This is a genomic window from Serratia sp. CY29653 (assembly GCF_052169255.1).
In the GTDB taxonomy this organism is placed as follows: domain Bacteria; phylum Pseudomonadota; class Gammaproteobacteria; order Enterobacterales; family Enterobacteriaceae; genus Serratia; species Serratia sarumanii.
Window position 1 is genome coordinate 1,477,616 of record NZ_JBJNLC010000001.1, and the last position, 21,920, is coordinate 1,499,535.

Here is a 21,920-nt window from a genome sequence, read left to right on the forward strand (position 1 = left end):
CTTTATTCCTCCAGTTGATGAAGACTACGGCTGCGAATCTCTTTCAGCAGCTTGTCTACGACTTCGTTTACGTCCAGGCTTCCCAGGTCTTTGCCACGGCGGGTACGAACGGCAACTTTGCCTGCTTCGACCTCTTTGTCGCCGCACACCAACATGTAAGGGACTCGACGTAAAGTATGTTCGCGAATTTTAAAGCCAATCTTCTCATTTCTCAAGTCCGCTTTCACGCGAATGCCTGCATCCTGCAGTTTTTTGGTCAATTGCTGGACGTAATCAGACTGGCTGTCGGTGATATTCATCACCACCACCTGCACCGGAGCGATCCAGGTCGGGTAGAACCCGGCGTATTCTTCGGTCAGGATACCGATGAAACGTTCCATGGAGCCCAAAATGGCACGGTGAATCATTACCGGCACGACGCGATCGTTGTTTTCGCCAACATACGAAGCGCCCAAACGGCCCGGCAAGAAGAAATCGAGCTGCACGGTACCACATTGCCATGCGCGATCCAAACAATCATGCAGGGTAAATTCAATTTTCGGTCCGTAGAAGGCGCCCTCACCCGGCTGATATTCAAACGGAATGCCGTTCTCGGTCAGCGCGGCGGCCAGGTCTTCTTCCGCACGGGTCCACATGTCGTCGGTGCCGATGCGTTTTTCCGGGCGAGTGGACAGCTTGACAGCGATCTTGTCGAAGCCGAAAGTGCCGTACACGTCATACACCATGCGGATGCATTCGTTCACTTCGGCGCGCACCTGCTCTTCGGTACAGAAGATGTGGGCGTCATCCTGCGTGAATCCGCGCACGCGCATCAGGCCGTGCAGGGAACCCGATGGCTCGTTGCGGTGGCAGCTGCCGAACTCGCCCATGCGCAGCGGCAAATCGCGGTACGACTTCAGGCCCTGGTTGAAGATCTGTACGTGGCCCGGGCAGTTCATCGGCTTGATGCAGTATTCGCGGTTTTCCGACGCGGTGGTGAACATGGCGTCTTTGTAGTTTTCCCAGTGGCCGGTTTTTTCCCACAGCACGCGGTCCATCATGAACGGACCTTTCACTTCCTGGTACTGGTACTCTTTGAGCTTCATGCGCACGAAGGCTTCCAGCTCGCGGAAGATGGTCCAACCGTCGTTGTGCCAGAACACCATGCCCGGCGCTTCTTCCTGCATATGATACAGGTCGAGCTGTTTGCCGATCTTGCGGTGATCGCGCTTGGCCGCTTCTTCCAGGCGTTGCAGGTAGGCGTTCAACTGCTTCTTGTCTGCCCAGGCGGTGCCGTAGATACGCTGCAGCATTTTGTTTTTGCTGTCGCCGCGCCAGTAAGCGCCGGAGGTTTTCTGCAGCTTGAAATGGTGGCAGAAACGCATGTTCGGCACGTGCGGGCCGCGGCACATGTCGACGTATTCTTCGTGGTGGTACAGGCCAGGACGATCGTCATGGCTGATGTTCTCATCCAGGATCGCCACTTTGTAGATTTCGCCGCGCTCAGCGAAGGTGTCGCGGGCTTCTTGCCAGCTGACCTTCTTCTTGATGACGTCGTAATCCTTATCGGCCAACTCGTGCATCCGCTTTTCCAGCAGATCCAGGTCTTCCTGCGTCAGGGTGCGGTCGATATCCACGTCATAATAGAAACCGTTGTCGATCACCGGACCGATCGCCATTTTGGTATCCGGCCACAGCTGCTTGATCGCATGACCCAGCAGGTGAGCACAGGAGTGGCGCATGATTTCCAGGCCGTCCTCATCTTTGATGGTGATGATGGCCAGCTGCGCATCCGATTCGATCAGATCGCCGGCGTCGACCAGCTCGCCGTTGACGCGGCCGGCGATACAGGCTTTCGCCAGGCCAGGGCCGATATCGCGCGCGACATCCATCGGGGAAACGGGGTGATCGAAATGACGCTGACTACCGTCAGGAAGGGTAATAACAGGCATTAATAATTCCTTATCTACAGTGGTGACCCACACGACAGATCACATGCAGTACGAAAATTGGATTTTGGGTTTGGTCAGCCAGGTTTCAGATCTCGCCCACAATTGCCAGATTGAAACCTCACTGGGTATACAGAATGGAACGCATACCTTCTCAGCCACATTCGGCTAAGCGAATAGTATCACTAAAATTGTTCCGGATAAATAAAGCGCCGCCCTCACGCTTTCGCGTCAGCCGGCGCAAAAACGGTTTTCATGTAGCTGAGGGTGGCCAGCAGGCACAGGCCGTAGCCCAGCAGTTCGCAACCCTCTTCCACCATGTTTTTCACCACCCGGTTGTAGCCGTCCAGCATCAGCGTTTGCCACAGCGCGCTCATGCCGAACAGGCGTGAAAACACCAGAATGCACAGCAGGCCGGCGCACATCATGCCGTAGGCGGGATGCGTCACGAAATAGGCCAGGCCGCGCACCGCCGCCGCGATGTGCCGCGCTGCATGCACCAGGCAGGCCAAGGCTACCGCCAGCGCGAACCACACCCAGGCGCCGTGCCACAGCGCATCGAAGGCGAAATCCATCTCGCGGATCAGCATGCAGAGAAAGAAACCGCCGACCAGCATCCAGGCGGAGCGGCGTTCAGACTGCCGCCGAGCCGCGGCGAAGAAACCGCCGGAGATGGCGAGCAGCAACAGCTCCTGCGCCGCTTCGGTCAGCGAGGTTTCATGCACGAAATTATGCAGCCAGTGTACGTCGATAAATACCAGGCCGACCAAGGCCGCCAAAAAAGCGCAGTAGAGCAGAAAGGTAACGGCTTTCCCCAGCAAAATATGCAGTTCTTGTTTCATAATCACACTCATTATTATTTACAGCGCATCTATGTTATCCACCTGTCCCCAGGGATCGTGGCAATTGATGCCTAATACCCTACACAGCGATTAAGGTGGTCATTAATCACGCCGCAAACAATAAAAACCCCGGCACATGGCCGGGGTAGGCGCCAGTCTTTCCTGGCTGTCATTTCATCGTCGTCGGTATTTCAGGCTCTCATCCCTATATCATCGAGACGCGCAAACGAGCCTGGAGATTACGCCTGCGGAGATGATACGGTTACACGTCGGGCATTGGTGTTAACGCCCCACAAGCCTGCCAATGCACTGACCACTGCGCCAATCAACAACGCAAAGAATGACCACAGGGCAGCCCGAGACAATTCGTCCGCAGCCGCGGCAGCCTGTTCGCGCGCCTTCTGTTTCAGCTCAGCATACTCCTGTTTTGCCTGATTGATTTTTGCTTCGGCTTCATCCAAGCGCTGATTAACCAGCTGCGCAGTTTTATTTTTGGCGTCGACCAAATTCTTCACCGTCTGGTCCACTTCCTGCGGCGTCATATTGGTATTTTCAACCAGAGCTTTTTTCAGTGTGTCTTGATCCACATCTTGCGAGATGGCCTCACCATGTTTTTTAAGCTTGTCGACCAGTTGCTTAATAATCGCATCGCTATTGTCAGGCTGAAGTGCCAGGGCTTTTACTGCGTCTGCCAAATCAGTCTTGGCCGCATTCAACTGTTGCTGCATGAATTCAGGCTGCAATGACGGAATACCACTTTTTTTGAGCGCCGTAACCACATCACCATGCAGCTGTTCAGGTTCCAACGTGGTGTCGATACCCAACTTGTCAAACACCTTACCGCCCACGTCTGCCAACCCGGTTGCCCCTTTGCCAATCGCGGAACCGGCGCCGGAAAGCAAACTGCCAGAGGTCGAAGCGATAGCACCCAGCGCATTACCGGTGGCCTTCACTGCAGACCCGACCAGCATTCCACCCAACACCGCCGCCACAATCAGTGACGTAGCCCATACCAGGAAGCCATGAATAAGGCCGTCATTAGCAGCCAAACGTCCGGCAATAAAAGCGCCGGCAGCCAAGCTAATGATGATTGAAACAGCGGACCAAATCACTACGGTGGTGCCGGCTCCGTTGATCGGATCGTCTGATGTCGGATCCACGATGGAAAATCCCAAACTGGTGCCCAACGTCGACAGCAACAGTGAAACAGCCAATACGGTGATCACACCACCGATGACGCTGCCCCAGGAGATTTTTTTCGCCGCTACCCATTCTTTTGCCACTTCCATAGTAAAACTCCTTTTAAGCTTTTCGATTATGAAGAAATGCCACAAAGCCTTACCAGTATAGAAGTGTTTAATCTCTTAAGCGGTTAAACGGTAAAAACAGTTAAAAATAATTAATAATATGTGCCCAGTATTAGCGACGCTGTATGGGCGGGTGCATTTTGGCTCGCGTTCAGCGCCGCGGGCGATTGCGGGCAACAAAGCGCCGCTGGGGTGTGAGGATGAACCGGAGCTCGTCGGCGAGTGCAACGGCAGTGATGAAACGCCGGCCGACGGTTAATTAACGTTACGAGCTATCCCCATTGCCGCCAGGCGCACGGCAGGCTAGGCTGTTCAGCTCATGGGCCGCCGCGTGGCGGCTTGAACGTTGCACAGGGAGTCTCTTTTATGACGGGTATTTTGCAGTTATTCCAGGCCATCGGACTGGGTTTGGTGCTGCTGTTGCCGCTGGCCAACCCGCTGACCACGGTGGCGTTGCTGCTCGGGTTGTCCGGCAATATGACGCGCGAAGAGCGTAATCAGCAGTCGCTGATGGCCTCGGTTTATGTGTTCTGCATCATGACGGTGGCGTTTTACGCCGGCCAGGTGGTGATGAACACCTTCGGCATTTCGATCCCCGGCCTGCGCATCGCCGGCGGCCTGATCGTCGCCTTCATCGGTTTCCGCATGTTGTTCCCGCAACAAAGCGCCGATGAGGCGCCGGAGGTGGAGAGCAAGTCGCACGAGCTGCGCCATAAGACCTCGGCCAACATCGCCTTCGTGCCGCTCGCCATGCCGAGCACCGCCGGGCCGGGCACCATCGCGATGATCATCAGCTCAGCGTCGAGCGTCAAAGATAACACGCTGGGTTTTGAACCCTGGGTGCTGGCGGTGGCGCCGGTCGCCATCTTCCTGACGGTCGCGGTGATCCTGTGGGGCTGCCTGCTCAGTTCCGGCGCCATCATGCGCTTGGTGGGGAAAAGCGGCATCGAGGCGATCTCGCGCCTGATGGGCTTCCTGCTGGTGTGCATGGGCGTGCAGTTCATCATCAACGGCGTGCTGGAGATCATCTCCACCTATACGCCGGCCGCCGCTTAAAGATCAAAAACGGGCGCGTCATCGCGCCCGTTGCCGTTATTTCCCCGCCGGCGCCTGCGCGCCCAAAATGCCCTTGCCTTCCGGCACTTCGGTAAAGCGGCTGAGGATCTCACTGTAGGTCTTGGCCGGATCCAGATCCGGGAACTGCGCCGGATAGATAAACTTCGCCAGATACTCCAGCCCGACAATGTTGTACGGATGGTTGTAGAAGTTATGGTAGATGCCGTAGAACCGCCCTTCTTTCACCGCCGACACCTGCGCGAAGCCCGGGCGCTGTTTCATGCGATTGAAAGCCTCATCCACCTGCTGTTGCGTGACGCCATAGCCGAACGGCACCGCGGCGTTGGTCTTGCTGGCCCACTGCGAGCCGGAAACGATGTAGGCATCCGGTTTCATGGCGATCACCTTTTCCAGCGCCACGTCGCCGGTCGCGCCCGGCAACAGCGCAGAGCCGATGTTGCGCGCGCCGACCGCTTCCACCAACGCGCCCCAGCCGACGTGCGCATGGGTGAAGCAGCAGGACTCCAGCCCATTCAGGCCGGCCTTGGCTTCAAAGAACACCAGCGGCTTGGGTTCCACCGCCTGCGTCTTGGCCAGAATGGCCTGATAATGCTGCTGATAATAATCGGTATATTGCTTGGCTTCACTTTCCCGGTTGAGGGTTTCCCCCAGCAGCGTCACGCTTTTCGGCGTGTTTTCCACCGGCTTGAGCATGGTGTCGATAAACAGCACCGGCACATTCAGCGCCTTAAGCTTATCCAGCACGCCGGTTTGGCTCAGCGAAGGTTTGGAACGCAGCTGGGCGATCATCAGATCGGGCCGCTTGGCGATCACGCTCTCCAGATTCACTTCACCTTTGTCGCTGAATCCCATATCGATGATGTTTTTCGCCGCCGGCCATTTGCTCTGCAAGATATCCCAGGTCGCCGCGTCGCTTTTCTTCAGCAGGTTATTCCAGGCCACCAGCCGGCCGAACGGGTTGGCGCGATCGAGCAGCGCCAGCGTGAGAATGTCGCGCCCGTCCTGCACCACGATACGTTTCGGTTCTTGCTGGAGGGTGAGCGTCTGGCCGGAGGTGTCGGTCAGGGTCAGCGGATAGGTGGTGGCCATCGCCGGAGAGGCGAGTAAGGCGGCGCAAATCAGCGCCGGCAAAGTGATTCGACGGTGCACGAAAGACTCCTTAGTCATGAACGCAATCAGGAAATACTAATGAGAATGGCTTGCATTATCAAAGATAACGCCCGGCAACCCGACGATTAATTGCAAAGGGATGTGTAACGCAGGATTGAGAGGCGCGCCGAAGGCGGCGCGCCCAGGGGATCACACCAGGCCGTAAATCAGCGCCGACAGCGCGATCAGGCCCATCACCAGCACGAAGACGTTGCTCGCCGCGCGGTATTTGCGCATCGCCGGCACCGCGCGCACCGCGTACATCGGCAGGATAAACAGGATAGCCGCAATCAGCGGGCCGCTGATGGTTTCGATGATGTGCAGCGCGCTGGGGTTCCACACCGTCGCCGCCCAGGTGAGCAGGAACAGCGAAACCGCCGAGATGCGGTGCGTCATGCGCGAGCTGAGCGGTTTGCCGACCGCGCGCGTGACGCCGTCGATCAGGCTGGTCGCCCCCTCCGTGACCCCCAGCGAGGTGCCGAGATAGGATTTCGCCATTGCCAGCATCGCCATCACCGGGCCGAGATAGGCGATCAGCGGGTTGGAAAACTTGTTGGCCAGGGTGGTCAGCACCGTGATGTTCTGATCTTTCGCCTGCTGCATGTCTTCATGGGACAAACTCAGCACGCAGCTGAACACGAAGAACAGCACGGTGACGCAGATCAGCACATAGCTGTAGCGCATGATGCGCGCGCAGCGGCGTTCCGCCTTATCGCCATACAGGCTCTTCTGGGTCGAGGCGAAGGAAGAGATGATCGGCGCATGGCTGAAGGAAAACACCATCACCGGCACCGCCAACCACAGCGAATGCCACAGCCCCGGCGTGTCGAAGCGGGTGGCGGCCAGGCCGTGAACGAAATTGGCGGTATTCCAGCTCGGCATCAGGTACAGCGAAATGCCCATCAGGAACACCAACAGTGGGAACACCAGCATGCCCATCGCCGCCACGATGCTGTCTTTGCCGCGCAGCAGCACCAGATTGAGCACCACCACCACCGCCAGGCTCAGCCAGATGCGCGGCAGCGGCGCCACGTGGAACTGGTGGATCAGGAAGCTGTCCAGCGCATTGGTGATCGAAATGCTGTACACCAGCACGATCGGGAAAAACGCCATCAGATACAGCATCATGATGATTTTGCCGGCCAGTACGCCGAAGTGTTCGACCACCACATCGTGAATATTGCCGTCGCGGCTGGAGCCGGAAAGCACGAAGCGGCTGAGCGCGCGGTGCGGCAAATAGGTCAGCGGGAAAGCGAACAGCGCCATCAACAGCAGCACCAGCGGGCCGTTCAGGCCGGCGTTGATCGGCAAGAACAGCGTGCCGGCGCCCACCGCGGTGGCATAGAGACCGAACATCCAGACGGTGTCGGTTTTGTTCCATTTGGCGGGCTGAGCGGCCGTCAGCGTGCCTGAATCGGGAGAAATCGTACTCATGAGACAGTCTACCTTAATCTGCGGCGCCAACGATTGCGCCTAACGGGATATCCTTCTCCGCGAATTTTTTAATAATAATCAGTGAATTAAAGCGATATTTCATACTTGCGCCTGATGAAAGGACGGCAAAGGATAATGAAAAATCCGTTGCGGGTCTATGTTTTATCGGCCGAACGAACGATTTACGAACAGGAAATGCTGAAAAAACCGGCGCACCCAGTAAAAACTAAGGGCCCCTTGCGGAGCCCTTAAACGGTTTACTTCTTCGCGTCCGGATGGTCCGGCACCTCGGCGCTGCCCATCTCCTTCTCGTCGCGGATCATCGAGCGGTCTTTACGCACGTCGGCCACGTCGGAGGCGCTCACCGGTTTGGCGCTGTTGCCCCAGCTGGTGCGGATGAAGTTCACCACGTCCGCCACCTGCTGATCGTTCAGGCGCCAGCCGAACGGCGGCATGGTGATGTTGGACACCGCCCCCTGCACCGCCGGCGTGGTGTTGCCGGTCAGCACGATGTGGATCAGCGAGGTCGCGTCCTCGGTCTGCACCACCGGATTGCCCTTCAGCGATGGGAAGGCGCGCTTGTAGCCCACCCCGTCGGTGCGGTGGCAGGCCGCGCAGTTATCGACATACAGCGCCGCGCCGGGCTTGCTGTCGTCGCCGCGCCACAGATCCTTGGCCACGCTGTCTTCGACCGGCGCCGCCTGCTGCTTGCCGTCTTTCGGCGGCAGCGATTTCAGGTAGCGTGCGATAGCGGTCAGATCGTCATCGCTCAGATATTGCAGGCTGTGCTCCACCACGTCGCTCATGCCGCCGAATACGATCGCCTTGTCGTTACGGCCGGTTTTCAGGAACTCGGTCAGCTCGGCTTCGCTCCAACTGCCCAGGCCGTCCTTGTTATCACCGCGCAGGCTGGAAGCCACCCAGCCGTCGATCGGCGCGTTGCTGCCGGACAGGTAATCGTCGCTTTCGCTGTTGCTCAGCGCTTTTTCCTGCATGGTGATGCTGCGCGGGGTATGGCAGGCGCCGCAGTGGCCCAGACCTTCCACCAGGTAGCGGCCGCGCTCGATGATCGGATCGGCCTTGGCGTCGGCGACGAAGTCCGCCGGCGACGGCGCGAACATGCCGCGCCAGATGCTCAGCGGCCAGCGCATCGACAGCGGCCACGGGATGTCGGAATCCTTGTTGGCCTGCTCCACCGGCTGCACGCCGTGCATGAAATAGGCATACATGGCGCGCATGTCGTCTTCTTTCACCAGCGCGAACGACGGGTACGGCATCGCCGGATACAGGGTGCTGCCGTTTTTGGCTACGCCCTTACGCACCGCGTTGTCGAAATCCTCGAAGCTGTAATCGCCGATGCCGGTTTTTTTGTCCGGCGTGATGTTGGTGGAGTAGATGGTGCCAATCGGCGTCTCCATCGCCAGGCCGCCGGCGAAGGTTTTGCCGCTCTTGCCGTCGGTGTGGCAGGCCACGCAGTCGCCGGCGCGCGCCAGGTATTCACCGCGCTTGATCAGCTCGCTGCTGACGGTGGCGTCCTGCGCCCAAACGGAAAAACTCACTGCACTGAGAACCAGTGCCGGTACAAATGCTTTCATCGTTCGCCGTCCTTATGCCTGCACCAATGGGCCTGGGTTTTTCAGATACTGCTCGCGAATGGCGCGGGCAGACCAGTAAGCCAGCGCCGCCACGGTGCCGGTCGGGTTGTAGCCCAGCCCCTGCGGGAAGGCCGATGCGCCGATCGAGAACACGTTGTGCACGTCCCAGCTCTGCAGATAGCGGTTGACCGCGCTGGTCTTCGGATCTTCCCCCATCACCGCGCCGCCGTTCATGTGGGTAGTCTGGTAGCTGGTGGTGTCGAAGTGGCTGTTGGCGTTTTTCGGGCTGCCGGCAATCAGTTTCGGGTTCATCGCCTTGGCGATCGGCGCCATCTTGTCGTACATGAACTGCGCCATCTTGATGTCGTTCTCCTGCCAGTCGAACGTCATGCGCAGCAGCGGCTGGCCAAAGACGTTCTTGTAGTTGGGATCGAGATCCAGATAGTTGTTGCGGTACGACTGGTGCGCGCCGTGGGCGTCCATCGAAACGTGGTGAGTGTAAGCATCCGCCACCGCCGCTTTCCATTTGCTGCCCCAGGCCGGGGTGCCCGGAGGCGTCGGCAGACCGGAGATCGGCTTGGTGCCCGCCTGGTTGACCCAGAACGGCGAACCGCCGACGAAGCCTTCTTTGGCGTGGTCGAAGTTGTCGGCGTTGAAGTCGTCCACGCCCACGCCGTTGCCGCCAGCGCCGATAAACGGGTTGGTGAACACGTCTTTATCGAAGAACGCCTTGATGGTGGTCATGTTCTGGTAGGCGAAGTTACGCCCGACCACACCCTCGCCGGTCACCGGATCGTAAGGCTTGCCGATGCCGGACAGCAGCATCAGGTGCACGTTGTGGAACTGGAACGCGCCCAGGATCACCAGATCGGCCGGCTGTTCAATCTCGCGCCCCTGCGCATCGACGTAGTTCACGCCGGTGGCGCGGGACTTGTCGTCGGTCAGGTTGACCTTCAGCACGTTGGCGTTGGTGCGCAGCTCGAAGCGTTTCTCCATGCGCAGCGCCGGCAAGATGTTGACGTTCGGCGAGGCCTTGGAATACATGTAGCAGGCGTAGCCGCTGCAGAAACCGCAGAAGTTGCACGGGCCCATCTGCGCGCCGTACGGGTTGGTGTAAGAGTCCGAGGTGTTGGCGGACGGCAGGTTGTAAGGGTGGTAACCCACCTCCAGCGCCGCCTTCTCGAACAGTTGGGCGGAGTAGGTATTTTTCTGCGCCGGCAGCGGGAAATCGTCGGAGCGATCCGGCGCAAAGCGGTTGCCGCCCTTCTGCGCCACTTTCTGCCCTTTGATGGTCCAGGCGGTGCCGGAGGTGCCGAACACTTTCTCCGCCTTGTCGAAGAACGGTTCCAGCTCGTCGTAGGTCACGCCGAAGTCCTGGATGGTCATGTCCTTCGGAATGAAGTTTTTGCCGTAGCGCTCTTCATAGTGGCTGCGCATGCGCAGTTCGATCGGATCGACGCGGAAATGCACGCCCGACCAGTGCAAACCAGCGCCGCCGACGCCGGTGCCCGGCAGGAACGCCGCCAGCTGGCGGTAAGGCACCGCGGTCTGGCTGCTGTTATGGCGAATGGTGACGGTGCTTTTCGACAGATCCTGGAACAGTTTGCGGCGGATGTTATAGGTCAGCTCGTCGATCACCTGCGGATAAGACCCGTCCGGATAGGTATCGCGCATCGGGCCGCGCTCCAGCGCCACCACGTTGAGGCCGGCCTCGGTCAGCTCTTTGGCCATGATCGCGCCCACCCAGCCGAAGCCGACGATCACCGCGTCTACTTTTTTCATTACCGTTGCCATGCTTAGCCCCTCTCCCCACGAATCGAGACCGGCGGGAAGGGATAACGCTCCCCTCGCTCAACCCAGTCCATAAAATCGGCGCGCGCGCCCGGAAAATTAATCAGCTTCCAGCCCACCATGTCTTTGTTGCCGCCATGGATGGGATCGCTGAAGAAACCTTCGCGGGTGTTTTGCAGCAGATAGGAGAAGAACAGTTTCGACGGCAGCTGCGGGAACTCCGCCTCGCCGGACTCGAACTTTTGCAGCATGGCGTCTTGCTGCGCGCCATCCAGTTCGGCGAAGGGCTTGCCGGCGGTTTTCTTGCTGTAGGCGTCGGCGTCACTGATGCCGAGGTTGTAGATTTGCTTGGGCACCAGCGGCAGCTGATAGCCCATCTCCTTCGGCACATCGGGGTTGAACGGCCCCTGCATGTACCAGATGGCGCCGGTGGCGTACGGGGTATTCATCTGGCGATCGATAAACTCCGGCACGCCGGCTTCCAGTGCGCCGGGGCCGCGCTCGTCGGCCGGGATCAGGCGCGCCACGGCGGCCTTGATGAAGGCCCACTCTTCCGGGGTGAAAAAGGTCGGTTGGTAATCGTTCTGCGTTGAGGTGTTCGAGGCCGCGACCGCCGGTGTCGGTGCCGTCAGCGCGCCAACGCCGCTGCCACCAATTACCGCCGCAGGAATTAAGGTCATCGATTTCAACAAGAAATCGCGCCGCGAATTGTTGGTTTTATGATTCGACATGTCACATTCCATCCAAAGATAGTCACAACTATTTAACCGCAACCTTGCGATCGATACGGGTTTTTAAAATAATTTGTTACTTATTTGTATATTTATTGAAGGTCAGAATACATCCAAGCGCAAAAATGTTACCGGTAACTTATTGAATGAACGTAAAGATTTATCTGCTAACGTAAATTTAACTTTTCGTGCGGTTTTTCCGATAAGCGGTGAGGAAATAACGAAAAATGAGAAGCAGCTCGCGCGCTGGAACGGTGCCGGAAACAAAATCGGCCGCATTCAGCGGCCGATTCGACAAGAGAGAGGGTTACTGCGACATCGCCTGATAGGCGGTGGTCACCTTCCACAAATAGCGCGGTGCCTGTGGCGCCGGATGCTTTTTCTGGATGTGCTGATAAAACTCATCCGGGCTCATCTGATTGATGCGATTGACCGCCACACGCTTGTCCGATGAGAAGGTGCGCAACATGGCGCCCGCCCCATTCACGTACGAAACGATGGTGGCATAACGCAAAGTCTGTGGGTTGTTGATCCCGGCTAGCTGCTGGCTTTGAAGAATATTGATATAGGCCGTTCCCAGATCAATATTGACCGCCGGATCCTTCAGCTCACGCGAGCTGGGTTGCCCGCTTCGTCCTTTCATGCGATAGGCGTCGCGGCCGGCGGTAGAAGCCTTAAGCTGCATCAATCCCACTGCGTTCGAGGTGCTGACCACGTTCGGGTTAAACCCGGACTCCACCTGAATAATCGCTTTAATCAGCGTTTCGTCAACGCCGTAGTTGCTGGCGGCCTGACGAATGTAATCGTTATAGGCAACCGGCGTGCCTGTGCGGTTTACCGGTGCCTGCGGAGGGGGTTTTAACCAACCGCCGCGCGTTGTGCCACTGCCTGAAATATTGCTTGCCGTTTGCGGATCTTTGGCGCACCCCGACAAAAGCAAAATTGCCGTAAGGCAACCTATTTTTGTTTTCACAGAATCCCTCACTCCTTTCAATGAGTTGCGTAGCATATACAACTTGTAAGGACACCTGCAGTAATTTTTTGGGCTAATCTCAAGCTATCCATATACCAAGAGGTGATTTATGAGTCAATCTGCAACAAACTGCTTTGTGGTGACTTTTCGCTATCAGGAAGAGGGATTAACCGACCTGGCGAAGCTGACCGGGCAATTGACGCGCGAAGGTTTTGTCACGTCGGTGACAGACGAAAATGGCGTGCACCATGAGCTCGGCAGCAACAGTTTTGCGTTCATAACCGCGCTGGATCAAGAGGATGTACAGCGCCTGGCGCAGGGGTTCGGGCAGTTGGCATTGGGAAAACAGCCGGAGGTGGCGATATGCGCCTGTAAGGACTACCTTCAGCGGTTACATACTGATACATAAAATGCTATAACTTCCCGGAGGGTATTATTTTTTCAGTTGGAGATGTACCCCGCCGGCGGTGGGCAAGTGACGCTTGACTTCGCTTCAATTGATATTGATAATCATTTTCATTTGAACCAGGAGACGTCATCATGCCATTGATAAGTTGCGCTTTTCGTCGCAGTCGCCCTTTCCGCGCTGCCACACTGTTACGCCCTTTCACGCTCGCCTGCCTGCTGCTCGGCGCCGCCTTGGTCAGCCAAAACGCGCTGGCGGAAAAAAAGCTGCGCGTGGTGACGACCTTTACCATCATTCAGGACATCGCCCAGAACGTGGCGGGTGATGCCGCCGTGGTAGAATCCATCACCAAGCCGGGCGCCGAGATCCACGACTATCAACCGACCCCGCGCGATATCGTCAAAGCGCAGCACGCCGACCTGATCCTGTGGAACGGCATGAACCTGGAACGCTGGTTCCAGCGTTTCTTCGAAAACATCAAGCAGGTGCCGGCGGCGGTAGTCACCGAAGGCATTACCCCACTGCCGATCCGCGAAGGGCCGTATAACGGCAACCCTAATCCGCACGCCTGGATGTCGCCGAGCAACGCGCTGGTGTACATCGAGAACATCCGCAAAGCGCTGGTGGAGCACGATCCGGCCAACGCGGCAACCTATAACCGCAATGCCAAGGCCTACGCAGAGAAAATCGGCGCGCTGGACGCCCCGCTGCGCGAACGCCTGGCGCGCATTCCGGCCGCACAGCGCTGGCTGGTGACCAGCGAAGGCGCCTTCAGCTACCTGGCGCAGGACTATCAGCTGAAAGAAGTCTATCTGTGGCCGATCAACGCCGATGAGCAAGGCTCGCCGCAGCAGGTGCGCCGGGTGATCGACGCAGTGCGCGCCCACCATATTCCGGTAGTGTTCAGCGAGAGCACCATTTCCGACAAACCGGCCAAACAGGTGGCGAAAGAAACCGGCGCCAAATACGGCGGCGTGCTGTACGTAGACTCGCTGTCCACCCGCGACGGTCCGGTGCCGACCTACATCGACCTGCTTAACACCACCGTGCAAACCATCGCCAAAGGATTCGATCAATGACCCATGAACCGTTTGTCCGCCCTGAGTTGAACGTGGACGACGTCACAGTGACCTACAACAACGGACACACCGCCATTCACAACGCCAGCTTTACCCTGAGCGGCGGTTCGATCTGCGCGCTGGTCGGCGTCAACGGCAGCGGCAAGTCGACGTTGTTCAAAAGCATCATGGGCCTGGTCAGGCCCACCGCCGGCCGGGTGTCGCTGAGCGACAAACCGGTGGCGGAGGCGCTGAAAAAGAATCTGATCGCCTACGTGCCGCAGACCGAAGACGTCGACTGGAATTTCCCGGTGCTGGTGGAAGACGTGGTGATGATGGGCCGCTACGGCAAGATGAACTTCCTGCGCATTCCGTCGCGCGAGGATCGGCTGCGGGTCGACAAGGCGCTGGAGCGCGTCGGCCTGAGCGAGCTGCGCGGCCGGCAGATCGGCGAGCTGTCGGGCGGCCAGAAGAAGCGCGTGTTTCTGGCGCGCGCGCTGGCGCAACAGGGCACCGTGCTGCTGCTGGATGAACCGTTCACCGGCGTGGATGTGAAAACCGAGAATGCCATTATCGATCTGCTGCGCGCATTGCGCGACGAGGGGCACCTGATCCTGGTCTCCACCCACAACCTCGGCAGCGTGCCGGAGTTTTGCGATCGGGTGATCCTCATCAACCGCACGGTGCTGGCCGCCGGCCCGACCGAAACCACCTTCACCCAGAGCAATCTGGAGCAGGCGTTCGGCGGCGTGCTGCGCCATATCAACCTCTCCGGCCCGGATCTGCACGACGACAACGATCCGCGCACCGTTACGGTATTGACCGACGATGAGCGCCCGGCGGTGTTCTACGGCCACACCAAGAGCGATCCGCCGGCCAACAGCCAGGCTAGGGAGAAACAATCCTGATGCTGGACCTTCTGCTGCAACCTTTCAGTTACAACTACATGGTGAAGGCCATCTGGGTCAGCGCCATCGTCGGCGCCGCCTGCGCGTTCCTCTCCGCCTACCTGATGTTGAAAGGGTGGTCGCTGATGGGCGATGCGCTGTCGCACTCGGTGGTGCCCGGCGTGGCCGGCGCCTACGCCCTCGGCCTGCCCTACGCCGCCGGCGCCTTCTTTACCGGCATGCTGGCGGCGCTGGCGATGACGCTGGTGCGCCACATCACCCGGCTGCGCGAAGACGCCATCATCGGCTTTATCTTCTCCACCTTCTTCGCCGTCGGCCTGCTGATCGTGTCGCTCAACCCCACCTCGGTCAACGTGCAGTCGATCATCTTCGGCAACATCCTCGGCATCGCCGACGAAGACGTGCTGCAGGTGGAAATCATCATCGGCGTTTCGCTGCTGATCCTGTGCCTGGTGTGGAAAGACCTGCTGGCGGTGTTCTTCGACGAAAGCCACGCGGTGTCGATCGGCCTGTCGCCGCTGCGGCTGAAGATCCTGTTCTTCACCCTGCTCAGCGCCTGTACCGTCGCCGCGCTGCAAACCGTCGGCGCCATTTTGGTGATCGCCATGGTGATCACGCCGGGCGCTACCGCCTATCTGTTGACCGATCGCTTCAGCCGGCTGGTGATCATCGCCATCATCATCGGCGCATTGACCAGCGGCATCGGCGCCTACCTGAGCTTCTTCCTCGACGGCGCCACCGGGGGGGTGATCGTCACCCTGCAAACGCTGGTGTTCCTGGCGGCGTTCTTCTTCGCGCCGAAACACGGCCTGCTGGCGTCCCGGCGCCGCGTGGCGCATTCGCAAACCGGAGGCCGCTGATGGACACCCTGTATCAACTGCTCAGCGAACCCTTCGCCTACCCGTTCATGCAGCGGGCGATCATCGCCGCCATCGTCACCGGCGTAGTGTGCGCCGTGCTCTCCTGTTATCTGGTGCTCAAAGGCTGGTCGCTGATGGGCGACGCCATCTCGCACGCGGTGCTGCCCGGCATCGTGGTGGCGTTCGTGGTCGGCATTCCGCTGGCGATCGGCGCCTTCCTTTCCGGCATCTTCTGTGCGGTAGCCACCGGTTACCTGAAAGAGAACAGCCGGGTGAAAGAAGACACGGTGATGGGCATCGTCTTCTCCGGCATGTTCGCCTTCGGCCTGGTGCTGTTCTCGCGCATCGATACCGACCAGCACCTGAGCCACATTTTGTTCGGCAACATGCTGGGCATTACCGACGGCGAGCTGAAGCAAACACTGCTCATCGCCGGCATCACTCTGGCGGTGGTGCTGCTCAAGCGCAAAGACTTCATGCTGTACTGCTTCGATCCGCATCATGCGCGGGTGATTGGCCTGCCGGTCAAGCTGCTGCACTACGGGCTGCTGTGCCTGCTGGCAATGACCATCGTCGCCTCGCTGCAGGCCGTGGGGGTGATCCTGGTGATCGCCATGCTGATCGCCCCGGGCATCATCGCCTTTATGCTGTGCCGCCGCTTCGAACGCATGCTGGTGGTGGCGACGGTGGTGTCGGTGTTCTCCTGCGTGCTTGGCACCCTGATCAGCTTCCACATCGACGGCGCCACCGGGCCATGCATCGTCATCGTACAGGCCGTGCTGTTCGTTATCGCCTTGTTGTACAGCAAGCTGCGTCCGTTACAGCGTAACCAAAACGCCCTCACCGGCGGTTAATTCCCTCCGATGCGGCGATGCCCTCTGCTCGCCGCATCGCCTGCCCCCGCCCATTGCGTTGTTGTCATCAAGTTGCAACCGGTATTGCGCTTAAATTAATCAATAGGGTATATACTTTGAGCTGGCGAGACGCTGAAAAAATCGCCACCTTTGACGCCGGCTGTGCGCCGCGTCGTGTTTTCACCACGGGAAAGACGCTAACCTAATGAATTATCAGGCAGCACAGAGGGGGAGATACCATGTGGCAAGCCGTTAGCCGTCTGTTAAGTGAACATCTTGGCAGCGCAGAGATACGCGAAAGGATTGAACTGCCCGGGGGCGACATTCACCCGGCGTGGCGCGTGAGTTACGGTGACAACGAGGTGTTCGTGAAATGCGACGCCCGGGAACAACTGCCGATATTCACCGCCGAGGCCGATCAGCTGGCGTTGCTGGCACGCAGCAAAAGCGTGCGGGTGCCGGAAGTGTACGGCGTCGGCAGCGATCGCGACTACAGCTTCCTGCTGCTGGAGTATCAGCAGTTGAAACCCCTCGACGCCCACGGCGCCTATTGCCTGGGCCAGCAGCTGGCGCATCTGCACCAGTGGAGCGAGCAACCGCAGTTCGGTCTCGACTTCGACAGCGATCTGACCACCACCCCGCAACCCAACGCCTGGCAGCGCCGCTGGTCGGAATTCTTCGCCGAGCAGCGCATCGGCTGGCAGCTACAGCTGGCGGCGGAGAAAGGCATGACCTTCGGCGATATCGACGACATCGTCGATCGGGTGTATCTGCGCTTGCAGCACCACCAGCCGCAGCCTTCCCTGCTGCACGGCAACCTGTGGCCGGGCAACTGCGCGATGACCGCCAACGGGCCGATTCTGTTCGACCCGGCCAGCTACTGGGGCGACCGAGAGTGCGATTTGGCGATGCTGCCGCTGTATCCGGAGCTGCCGCCGCAGATCTACGACGGCTATCAGAGCGTGTGGCCGCTGGGTGCCGGGTTTATCGAGCGCCAGCCGCTGTATCAGCTGTACTACCTGCTCAACCGCAGCAACCTGTTCGGCGGCCAGCATCTGGTGGCTGCGCAACGCGCGGTGGAGGCGCTGTTGCAGCCCGAGGCGTCGTAACGTTCCGGGGCGCCGCTCGGCGCCCCGTTCATGCCTCAGGCCGCGCCGGCCAACTGCCCCAACAGGCGGATCACGAACCAGGCGATCACCGCAATCACGATCGGCAGGATGTACAGCGGGAAGTATTGCAGGAAGATGGTGTGGTGCGGCAGCGTAATGCGCTCCTCCAGCTGCTGGCGCGTGTGCCCTTCGCTGCCCTTGGCCTGCTCCAGGATCATCTGGTCTTCCAACCCTTCGCGGATGAACTTGACCTGGCGCGACATGCGCGCGCCGGAAGCCTGCAGCGCCAGCCCGACGAAGATCAGTATGTAGATGATGATGAACATCAGATTGGCGCCGCTGAACAGGCTTTTATCCACGTCAGGCACCGGGGAGTTGTACCAGAAAAGGTTCAGGAACGGCGTATTGAAACGCACCATGTCCACCATCACGTGGACAAAATCCAGCATCACCGCGTTGATGCCCTTAGTTTTTTCACTGTGCTGATAGACAAAGCCCAGCACGGAAATCAGCGTAGACAGCAACGCCGGGATAAAAACCACCCATCCGAGAATGCGTTTCAAAATGGCGATACGCCCGGCCTGTTGATACGTCATGTGTTCCCCTTGTTAGCGACGTAACCGAATCGGCTAAGTCTACCTGCAGTTGGCAAAGCTCGCCCACCGTTTTCTTCATTCCCGCTGTGCTACAAGCTTAGCCGAATTCGCCGAAATCAACTGCTTAACGCCGTCCGGGCACTATCATTGAAGAGATAAAGTTATCCATTCGGGCAGAGGCCGCCATGATTCGACTGATTATCTTATTGCTGGGCGCGCAGGCGCTGCACGGCCAGCGCCGCCTGCTGGTGCTGTTCGGTTGGCTGTGGATAGCCGCAGGGGCGCTGGTGCTGTTCGACATACTGCAGGATGGCCGATCCGTGCTGGCGCTGGATGCGCTGGCGGTCATCCTGGCGCTGGAGGGGCTGGTGGCGATATCCGCCGCGCTGGTGATTGGCTCTTCCGCCAGCAGACCGGTGCTGCTGAAGGGGCTGGGCTTCGTGTTTATGGCCTTTTTAATGTTGGACGTGCCCGCAGACGATAACATCGTCGCCACCGTGGTGTTTGGCAGCGCGCTGCTGCTTGACGGCGCCGTGCGCATCGCCTCCTCCACGGTGATTCAACACAGTCGATGGAAAACCGTGGCGCTAGCGGGCGGCGGCGAGATCCTGCTTTCGTTGATGATTTTTGTCGGCTGGCCGGCGCCGCACCGGATGACGGTGCCCTTTTGCCTCGGCGTGATGATGGTGCTTTCCGGCTGGGCTTTATTGCGTATCGCCCGGAGGCTGGCAAGCTTCTCTCTGAATCAGCACCCCGCGCGGCAGCCACCGCCCCCGGCGGACGAGGCTACGCCGCTCACGGTGTATGTCTGGACACCGATTGGTGCGGCTAAAGATCCACGCCGGCGTTACATCGTCGACCGATACATCGCGGCGGTCGACGGCGGCGGCAATATCTCCACCGGTCATGCCGCCCTGGCGCTCGCGCCGGATGTGTATATCAGTCACTACCCGCTCAACGACATCAGCCATTCCGTTCAGGATTTCCGCCAGTTGCTGCATGCCGGCGAACAGAACAACGTCGACGGGCGTTTCCTGCCCGACCTGCCGGGCGAGATCGCCGCCTGGTGCCCGCCGGACAAGAAAATTCAGTTCTATCGCTATAACCCGGCGGCGCTGCGCGCATTCTGGCGGCGGTATCGGCAGGACGCGACTTACAACCTGACTCGGCGCAACTGCTCCACCACGGTCATCGGCGCACTCGACAGCGCGCTGGAGGGCGTGCTGGGCGATAAACATCTGTGGCGCCGTTTTCTGTTATTGGTGCTGGATCCCAATCTGTGGATGCTGGCGGTGCTGCGCAGCCGTGGCGAAAGCATGACCTGGACGCCGGGACTGGTGCTGGACTATGCCCGCATGTTGCAACAGGTCACCGAGCGCCAACACCAACGCTGGTGGTTAAAATTACGCGAGGTGTGGAATATCCTTCGCTTTGGCAAAAGCCAAACGCGCAGGCAAAGATTTTAGTCTCGCCGCCGGCGATGATAGAGTGTCGGCACATTCACCCGCGCCGGCAGGAGTTAACCGTTAATGGCTTATTCGCAACGCATTGAAACCGCAATTTTTGATATGGACGGCTTGTTGATCGACTCGGAACCGCTGTGGCTGCAGGCCGAGCTGGATATCTTCGGCGCGCTGGGTCTGGATCTGTCCGATCGCCACAAGCTGCCGGACACCCTGGGGCTGCGCATCGATCTGGTGGTGAAGATGTGGTACCAGGCGATGCCGTGGCAAGGCGTATCGCTCGATGAGGTGTCGGCGCGGATTATCGAACGCGCCATCGAGCTGGTGCACGAGACGCGCCCGCTGCTGCCGGGCGTCCGGCAGGCGCTGGAGCTGTGCCGCGAGCAGGGGCTGAACATCGGCCTCGCCTCCGCCTCGCCGCTGCACATGCAACGGCAGGTGCTGAAGATGTTCGATCTTGAGGGCTACTTCGATCAGCTGGTTTCCGCCGAATACCTGCCGTACAGCAAACCGCATCCGGAGGTCTACCTGATCGCCGCCGAGCGCCTGGGCAGCGATCCGCTGCGCTGCATCACGCTGGAAGACTCCTTTAACGGCATGATCGCCACCAAGGCCGCGCGCATGCGTTCCATCGTCATCCCCGCCGCCGAATACCGCCACGATCCGCGCTGGGCGCTGGCGGACCACCAGCTGGAGACCCTGGAACAGCTCACCCCCGCCCACTTTGCCTGACCTGCGGCGCCGGCCACCGGCGCCCTGGCTTTGCCGCTCTGCGCATAAAGGGGATCCGCGCCGCAAAACAAACGAAACAGTGTTTCATTATTATTGAATTGGCATGTTGTTATTATTATGCTGGGCGGCAGGGAAAGCGACGGCCCGCGGAGCGTTGTCACTGCCACGCAGCGCTGTTCAAGGCCGCCGCTTCCTCCCGCCGCACGCCAAACAACCGCCCTCGTTTCTTTCCGTTCCCCACCGCCCATCGCCCGCCGTTAATTCTCACCGGTCAAAATCGATGATTTGTTACGCATTGCCGTAACAACCCGTTGTAAAACAGGGGAAAATAAACAATTGGTTACAGGGTAACTGCTTCCACTACTGGGAATTTTCCCATATACTGGATAAATTAACAGTTTACCAGCCGGAATCGCAACAGCATGACCGCGGAAGGACACCTTATATTCTCTGTCGCTTGCGCGATCTTCGCCAAGAAGGCGGAAGTGACGCCAGAGCTGGCTACCGGCGACTGGTGGCACATCATACCCGCCGCGCTGCTGACCTCGCTGCTGCCGGACATCGATCACCCCAAGTCGGTGCTGGGCCAGCGTCTGCGCTGGCTCGCCATTCCCATCGCCCGCGCATTCGGCCACCGCGGTTTCACCCACAGCCTGCTGGCGATCGCCGGCGGCATGGCGCTGTTCCAGCTGGACGTGCCGCGCAGCTGGCCGATCCCGGCCGACGCGCTGCACGCCATGATCATCGGTTACTTCAGCCATCTGCTGGCCGATATGCTCACCCCCGCCGGCGTTCCGCTGCTGTGGCCGTGCCGCTGGCGTTTTCGCCTGCCGCTGCTCAACTCGCAAAAGGGCAACCAGCTGGAGCGTGTGTTGTGTCTATGCCTAGTGGCGTTTGCCATCTGCTGGCAAGGTGATTTCACCCTGCCGGTGCAATCCTATGTCGAGCAAATCATAAATATTAGACCCTGATCACAAAAATCCGCTCAACCAATCACCTTCATGTATATAAAACGAACAAAAACACACAAAAAGCTATATCAAATTCCATTTGGATATAAGTAGGCCACCCGGCAAACTGTTACGATATTTACATCGCGACATACGT

Annotated in this window: 20 protein-coding genes; 10 read left to right on the forward strand and 10 right to left on the reverse strand. The window is 59.0% G+C overall.

The annotated features are described in order from the left end of the window. Positions 1-2 precede the first annotated feature (2 nt). The 3 genes from thrS to ACJ8HN_RS07100 all read right to left on the reverse strand — a co-directional run bounded on the left by thrS (position 3) and on the right by ACJ8HN_RS07100 (position 4,059). Complete coding sequence (gene thrS / locus ACJ8HN_RS07090) at positions 3-1,931, reverse strand: threonine--tRNA ligase (RefSeq protein WP_025159696.1); 1,929 nt, start codon at positions 1,929-1,931, stop codon at positions 3-5. 215 nt (positions 1,932-2,146) lie between these two features. Next, the gene (locus ACJ8HN_RS07095) at positions 2,147-2,770 is read right to left on the reverse strand and encodes a hypothetical protein (protein WP_033653917.1); all 624 of its coding nucleotides are present in this window, start codon (positions 2,768-2,770) and stop codon (positions 2,147-2,149) included. A 239-nt stretch (positions 2,771-3,009) separates the two neighbouring features. Next, on the reverse strand, positions 3,010-4,059 hold the full coding sequence (locus ACJ8HN_RS07100; RefSeq protein ID WP_039566428.1) for a hypothetical protein: 1,050 nt from the start codon (positions 4,057-4,059) through the stop codon (positions 3,010-3,012). A 384-nt stretch (positions 4,060-4,443) separates the two neighbouring features. Between ACJ8HN_RS07100 and ACJ8HN_RS07105 the strand changes: the two genes are divergently transcribed. Further along, positions 4,444-5,133 carry a MarC family NAAT transporter gene (locus ACJ8HN_RS07105; protein ID WP_033653915.1) on the forward strand — a complete coding sequence of 230 codons (690 nt, stop codon included), beginning with the start codon at positions 4,444-4,446 and terminating at the stop codon, positions 5,131-5,133. A 36-nt stretch (positions 5,134-5,169) separates the two neighbouring features. On the opposite strand, the gene ACJ8HN_RS07110 is transcribed toward ACJ8HN_RS07105, so the two are convergent. The 6 genes from ACJ8HN_RS07110 to ACJ8HN_RS07135 all read right to left on the reverse strand — a co-directional run bounded on the left by ACJ8HN_RS07110 (position 5,170) and on the right by ACJ8HN_RS07135 (position 12,827). Next, positions 5,170-6,303, reverse strand: a complete 1,134-nt coding sequence (locus tag ACJ8HN_RS07110; protein WP_047567837.1) for an ABC transporter substrate-binding protein — start codon at positions 6,301-6,303, stop codon at positions 5,170-5,172. 150 nt (positions 6,304-6,453) lie between these two features. After that, complete coding sequence (locus ACJ8HN_RS07115) at positions 6,454-7,737, reverse strand: serine/threonine protein kinase (RefSeq protein ID WP_033638320.1); 1,284 nt, start codon at positions 7,735-7,737, stop codon at positions 6,454-6,456. 257 nt (positions 7,738-7,994) lie between these two features. Next, positions 7,995-9,332, reverse strand: a complete 1,338-nt coding sequence (locus tag ACJ8HN_RS07120) for a c-type cytochrome (protein WP_033638319.1) — start codon at positions 9,330-9,332, stop codon at positions 7,995-7,997. 12 nt (positions 9,333-9,344) lie between these two features. Further along, the gene (locus ACJ8HN_RS07125; RefSeq protein WP_004931432.1) at positions 9,345-11,126 is read right to left on the reverse strand and encodes a GMC family oxidoreductase; all 1,782 of its coding nucleotides are present in this window, start codon (positions 11,124-11,126) and stop codon (positions 9,345-9,347) included. Positions 11,127-11,128: 2 nt separating this feature from the next. Next, positions 11,129-11,854 (reverse strand): gluconate 2-dehydrogenase subunit 3 family protein, encoded by a 726-nt coding sequence (locus tag ACJ8HN_RS07130; protein ID WP_033638317.1) that lies wholly within the window; start codon positions 11,852-11,854, stop codon positions 11,129-11,131. A 307-nt stretch (positions 11,855-12,161) separates the two neighbouring features. After that, entirely contained in the window at positions 12,162-12,827 is a 666-nt protein-coding gene (locus ACJ8HN_RS07135; RefSeq protein ID WP_004931439.1) for a transglycosylase SLT domain-containing protein, read from the reverse strand. 109 nt (positions 12,828-12,936) lie between these two features. Between ACJ8HN_RS07135 and ghoS the strand changes: the two genes are divergently transcribed. The 6 genes from ghoS (at position 12,937) to ACJ8HN_RS07165 (ending at position 18,022) form a co-directional block, all read left to right on the forward strand. After that, complete coding sequence (gene ghoS, locus ACJ8HN_RS07140) at positions 12,937-13,236, forward strand: type V toxin-antitoxin system endoribonuclease antitoxin GhoS (RefSeq protein WP_033638315.1); 300 nt, start codon at positions 12,937-12,939, stop codon at positions 13,234-13,236. A gap of 131 nt (positions 13,237-13,367) precedes the next feature. After that, positions 13,368-14,312 carry a metal ABC transporter substrate-binding protein gene (locus tag ACJ8HN_RS07145; RefSeq protein WP_033638313.1) on the forward strand — a complete coding sequence of 315 codons (945 nt, stop codon included), beginning with the start codon at positions 13,368-13,370 and terminating at the stop codon, positions 14,310-14,312. Beyond that, the gene (locus ACJ8HN_RS07150; RefSeq protein WP_033638312.1) at positions 14,309-15,199 is read left to right on the forward strand and encodes a manganese/iron ABC transporter ATP-binding protein; all 891 of its coding nucleotides are present in this window, start codon (positions 14,309-14,311) and stop codon (positions 15,197-15,199) included. Before ACJ8HN_RS07145 ends, ACJ8HN_RS07150 begins: the two co-directional genes overlap by 4 nt. After that, positions 15,199-16,059 carry an iron/manganese ABC transporter permease subunit YfeC gene (yfeC, locus tag ACJ8HN_RS07155; RefSeq protein WP_033638311.1) on the forward strand — a complete coding sequence of 287 codons (861 nt, stop codon included), beginning with the start codon at positions 15,199-15,201 and terminating at the stop codon, positions 16,057-16,059. Before ACJ8HN_RS07150 ends, yfeC begins: the two co-directional genes overlap by 1 nt. Continuing rightward, the gene (locus ACJ8HN_RS07160; RefSeq protein ID WP_048321510.1) at positions 16,059-16,913 is read left to right on the forward strand and encodes a metal ABC transporter permease; all 855 of its coding nucleotides are present in this window, start codon (positions 16,059-16,061) and stop codon (positions 16,911-16,913) included. The genes yfeC and ACJ8HN_RS07160 overlap by 1 nt, the downstream gene beginning before the upstream one ends. A gap of 239 nt (positions 16,914-17,152) precedes the next feature. After that, positions 17,153-18,022, forward strand: a complete 870-nt coding sequence (locus ACJ8HN_RS07165) for a fructosamine kinase family protein (RefSeq protein WP_033642864.1) — start codon at positions 17,153-17,155, stop codon at positions 18,020-18,022. Between the two features lie 35 nt (positions 18,023-18,057). On the opposite strand, the gene ACJ8HN_RS07170 is transcribed toward ACJ8HN_RS07165, so the two are convergent. Then, on the reverse strand, positions 18,058-18,618 hold the full coding sequence (locus ACJ8HN_RS07170; protein WP_033638308.1) for a YniB family protein: 561 nt from the start codon (positions 18,616-18,618) through the stop codon (positions 18,058-18,060). A 185-nt stretch (positions 18,619-18,803) separates the two neighbouring features. Between ACJ8HN_RS07170 and ACJ8HN_RS07175 the strand changes: the two genes are divergently transcribed. The 3 genes from ACJ8HN_RS07175 (at position 18,804) to ACJ8HN_RS07185 (ending at position 21,784) form a co-directional block, all read left to right on the forward strand. Then, positions 18,804-20,084: an HdeD family acid-resistance protein gene (locus ACJ8HN_RS07175; protein ID WP_033653912.1), complete on the forward strand. Its 1,281-nt coding sequence runs from the start codon at positions 18,804-18,806 to the stop codon at positions 20,082-20,084. 63 nt (positions 20,085-20,147) lie between these two features. After that, complete coding sequence (gene hxpB / locus ACJ8HN_RS07180; protein WP_033638306.1) at positions 20,148-20,813, forward strand: hexitol phosphatase HxpB; 666 nt, start codon at positions 20,148-20,150, stop codon at positions 20,811-20,813. Between the two features lie 422 nt (positions 20,814-21,235). Then, positions 21,236-21,784, forward strand: coding sequence for a metal-dependent hydrolase (locus tag ACJ8HN_RS07185; RefSeq protein WP_308354517.1), 549 nt, complete (start codon positions 21,236-21,238; stop codon positions 21,782-21,784). Positions 21,785-21,920: the final 136 nt, after the last annotated feature.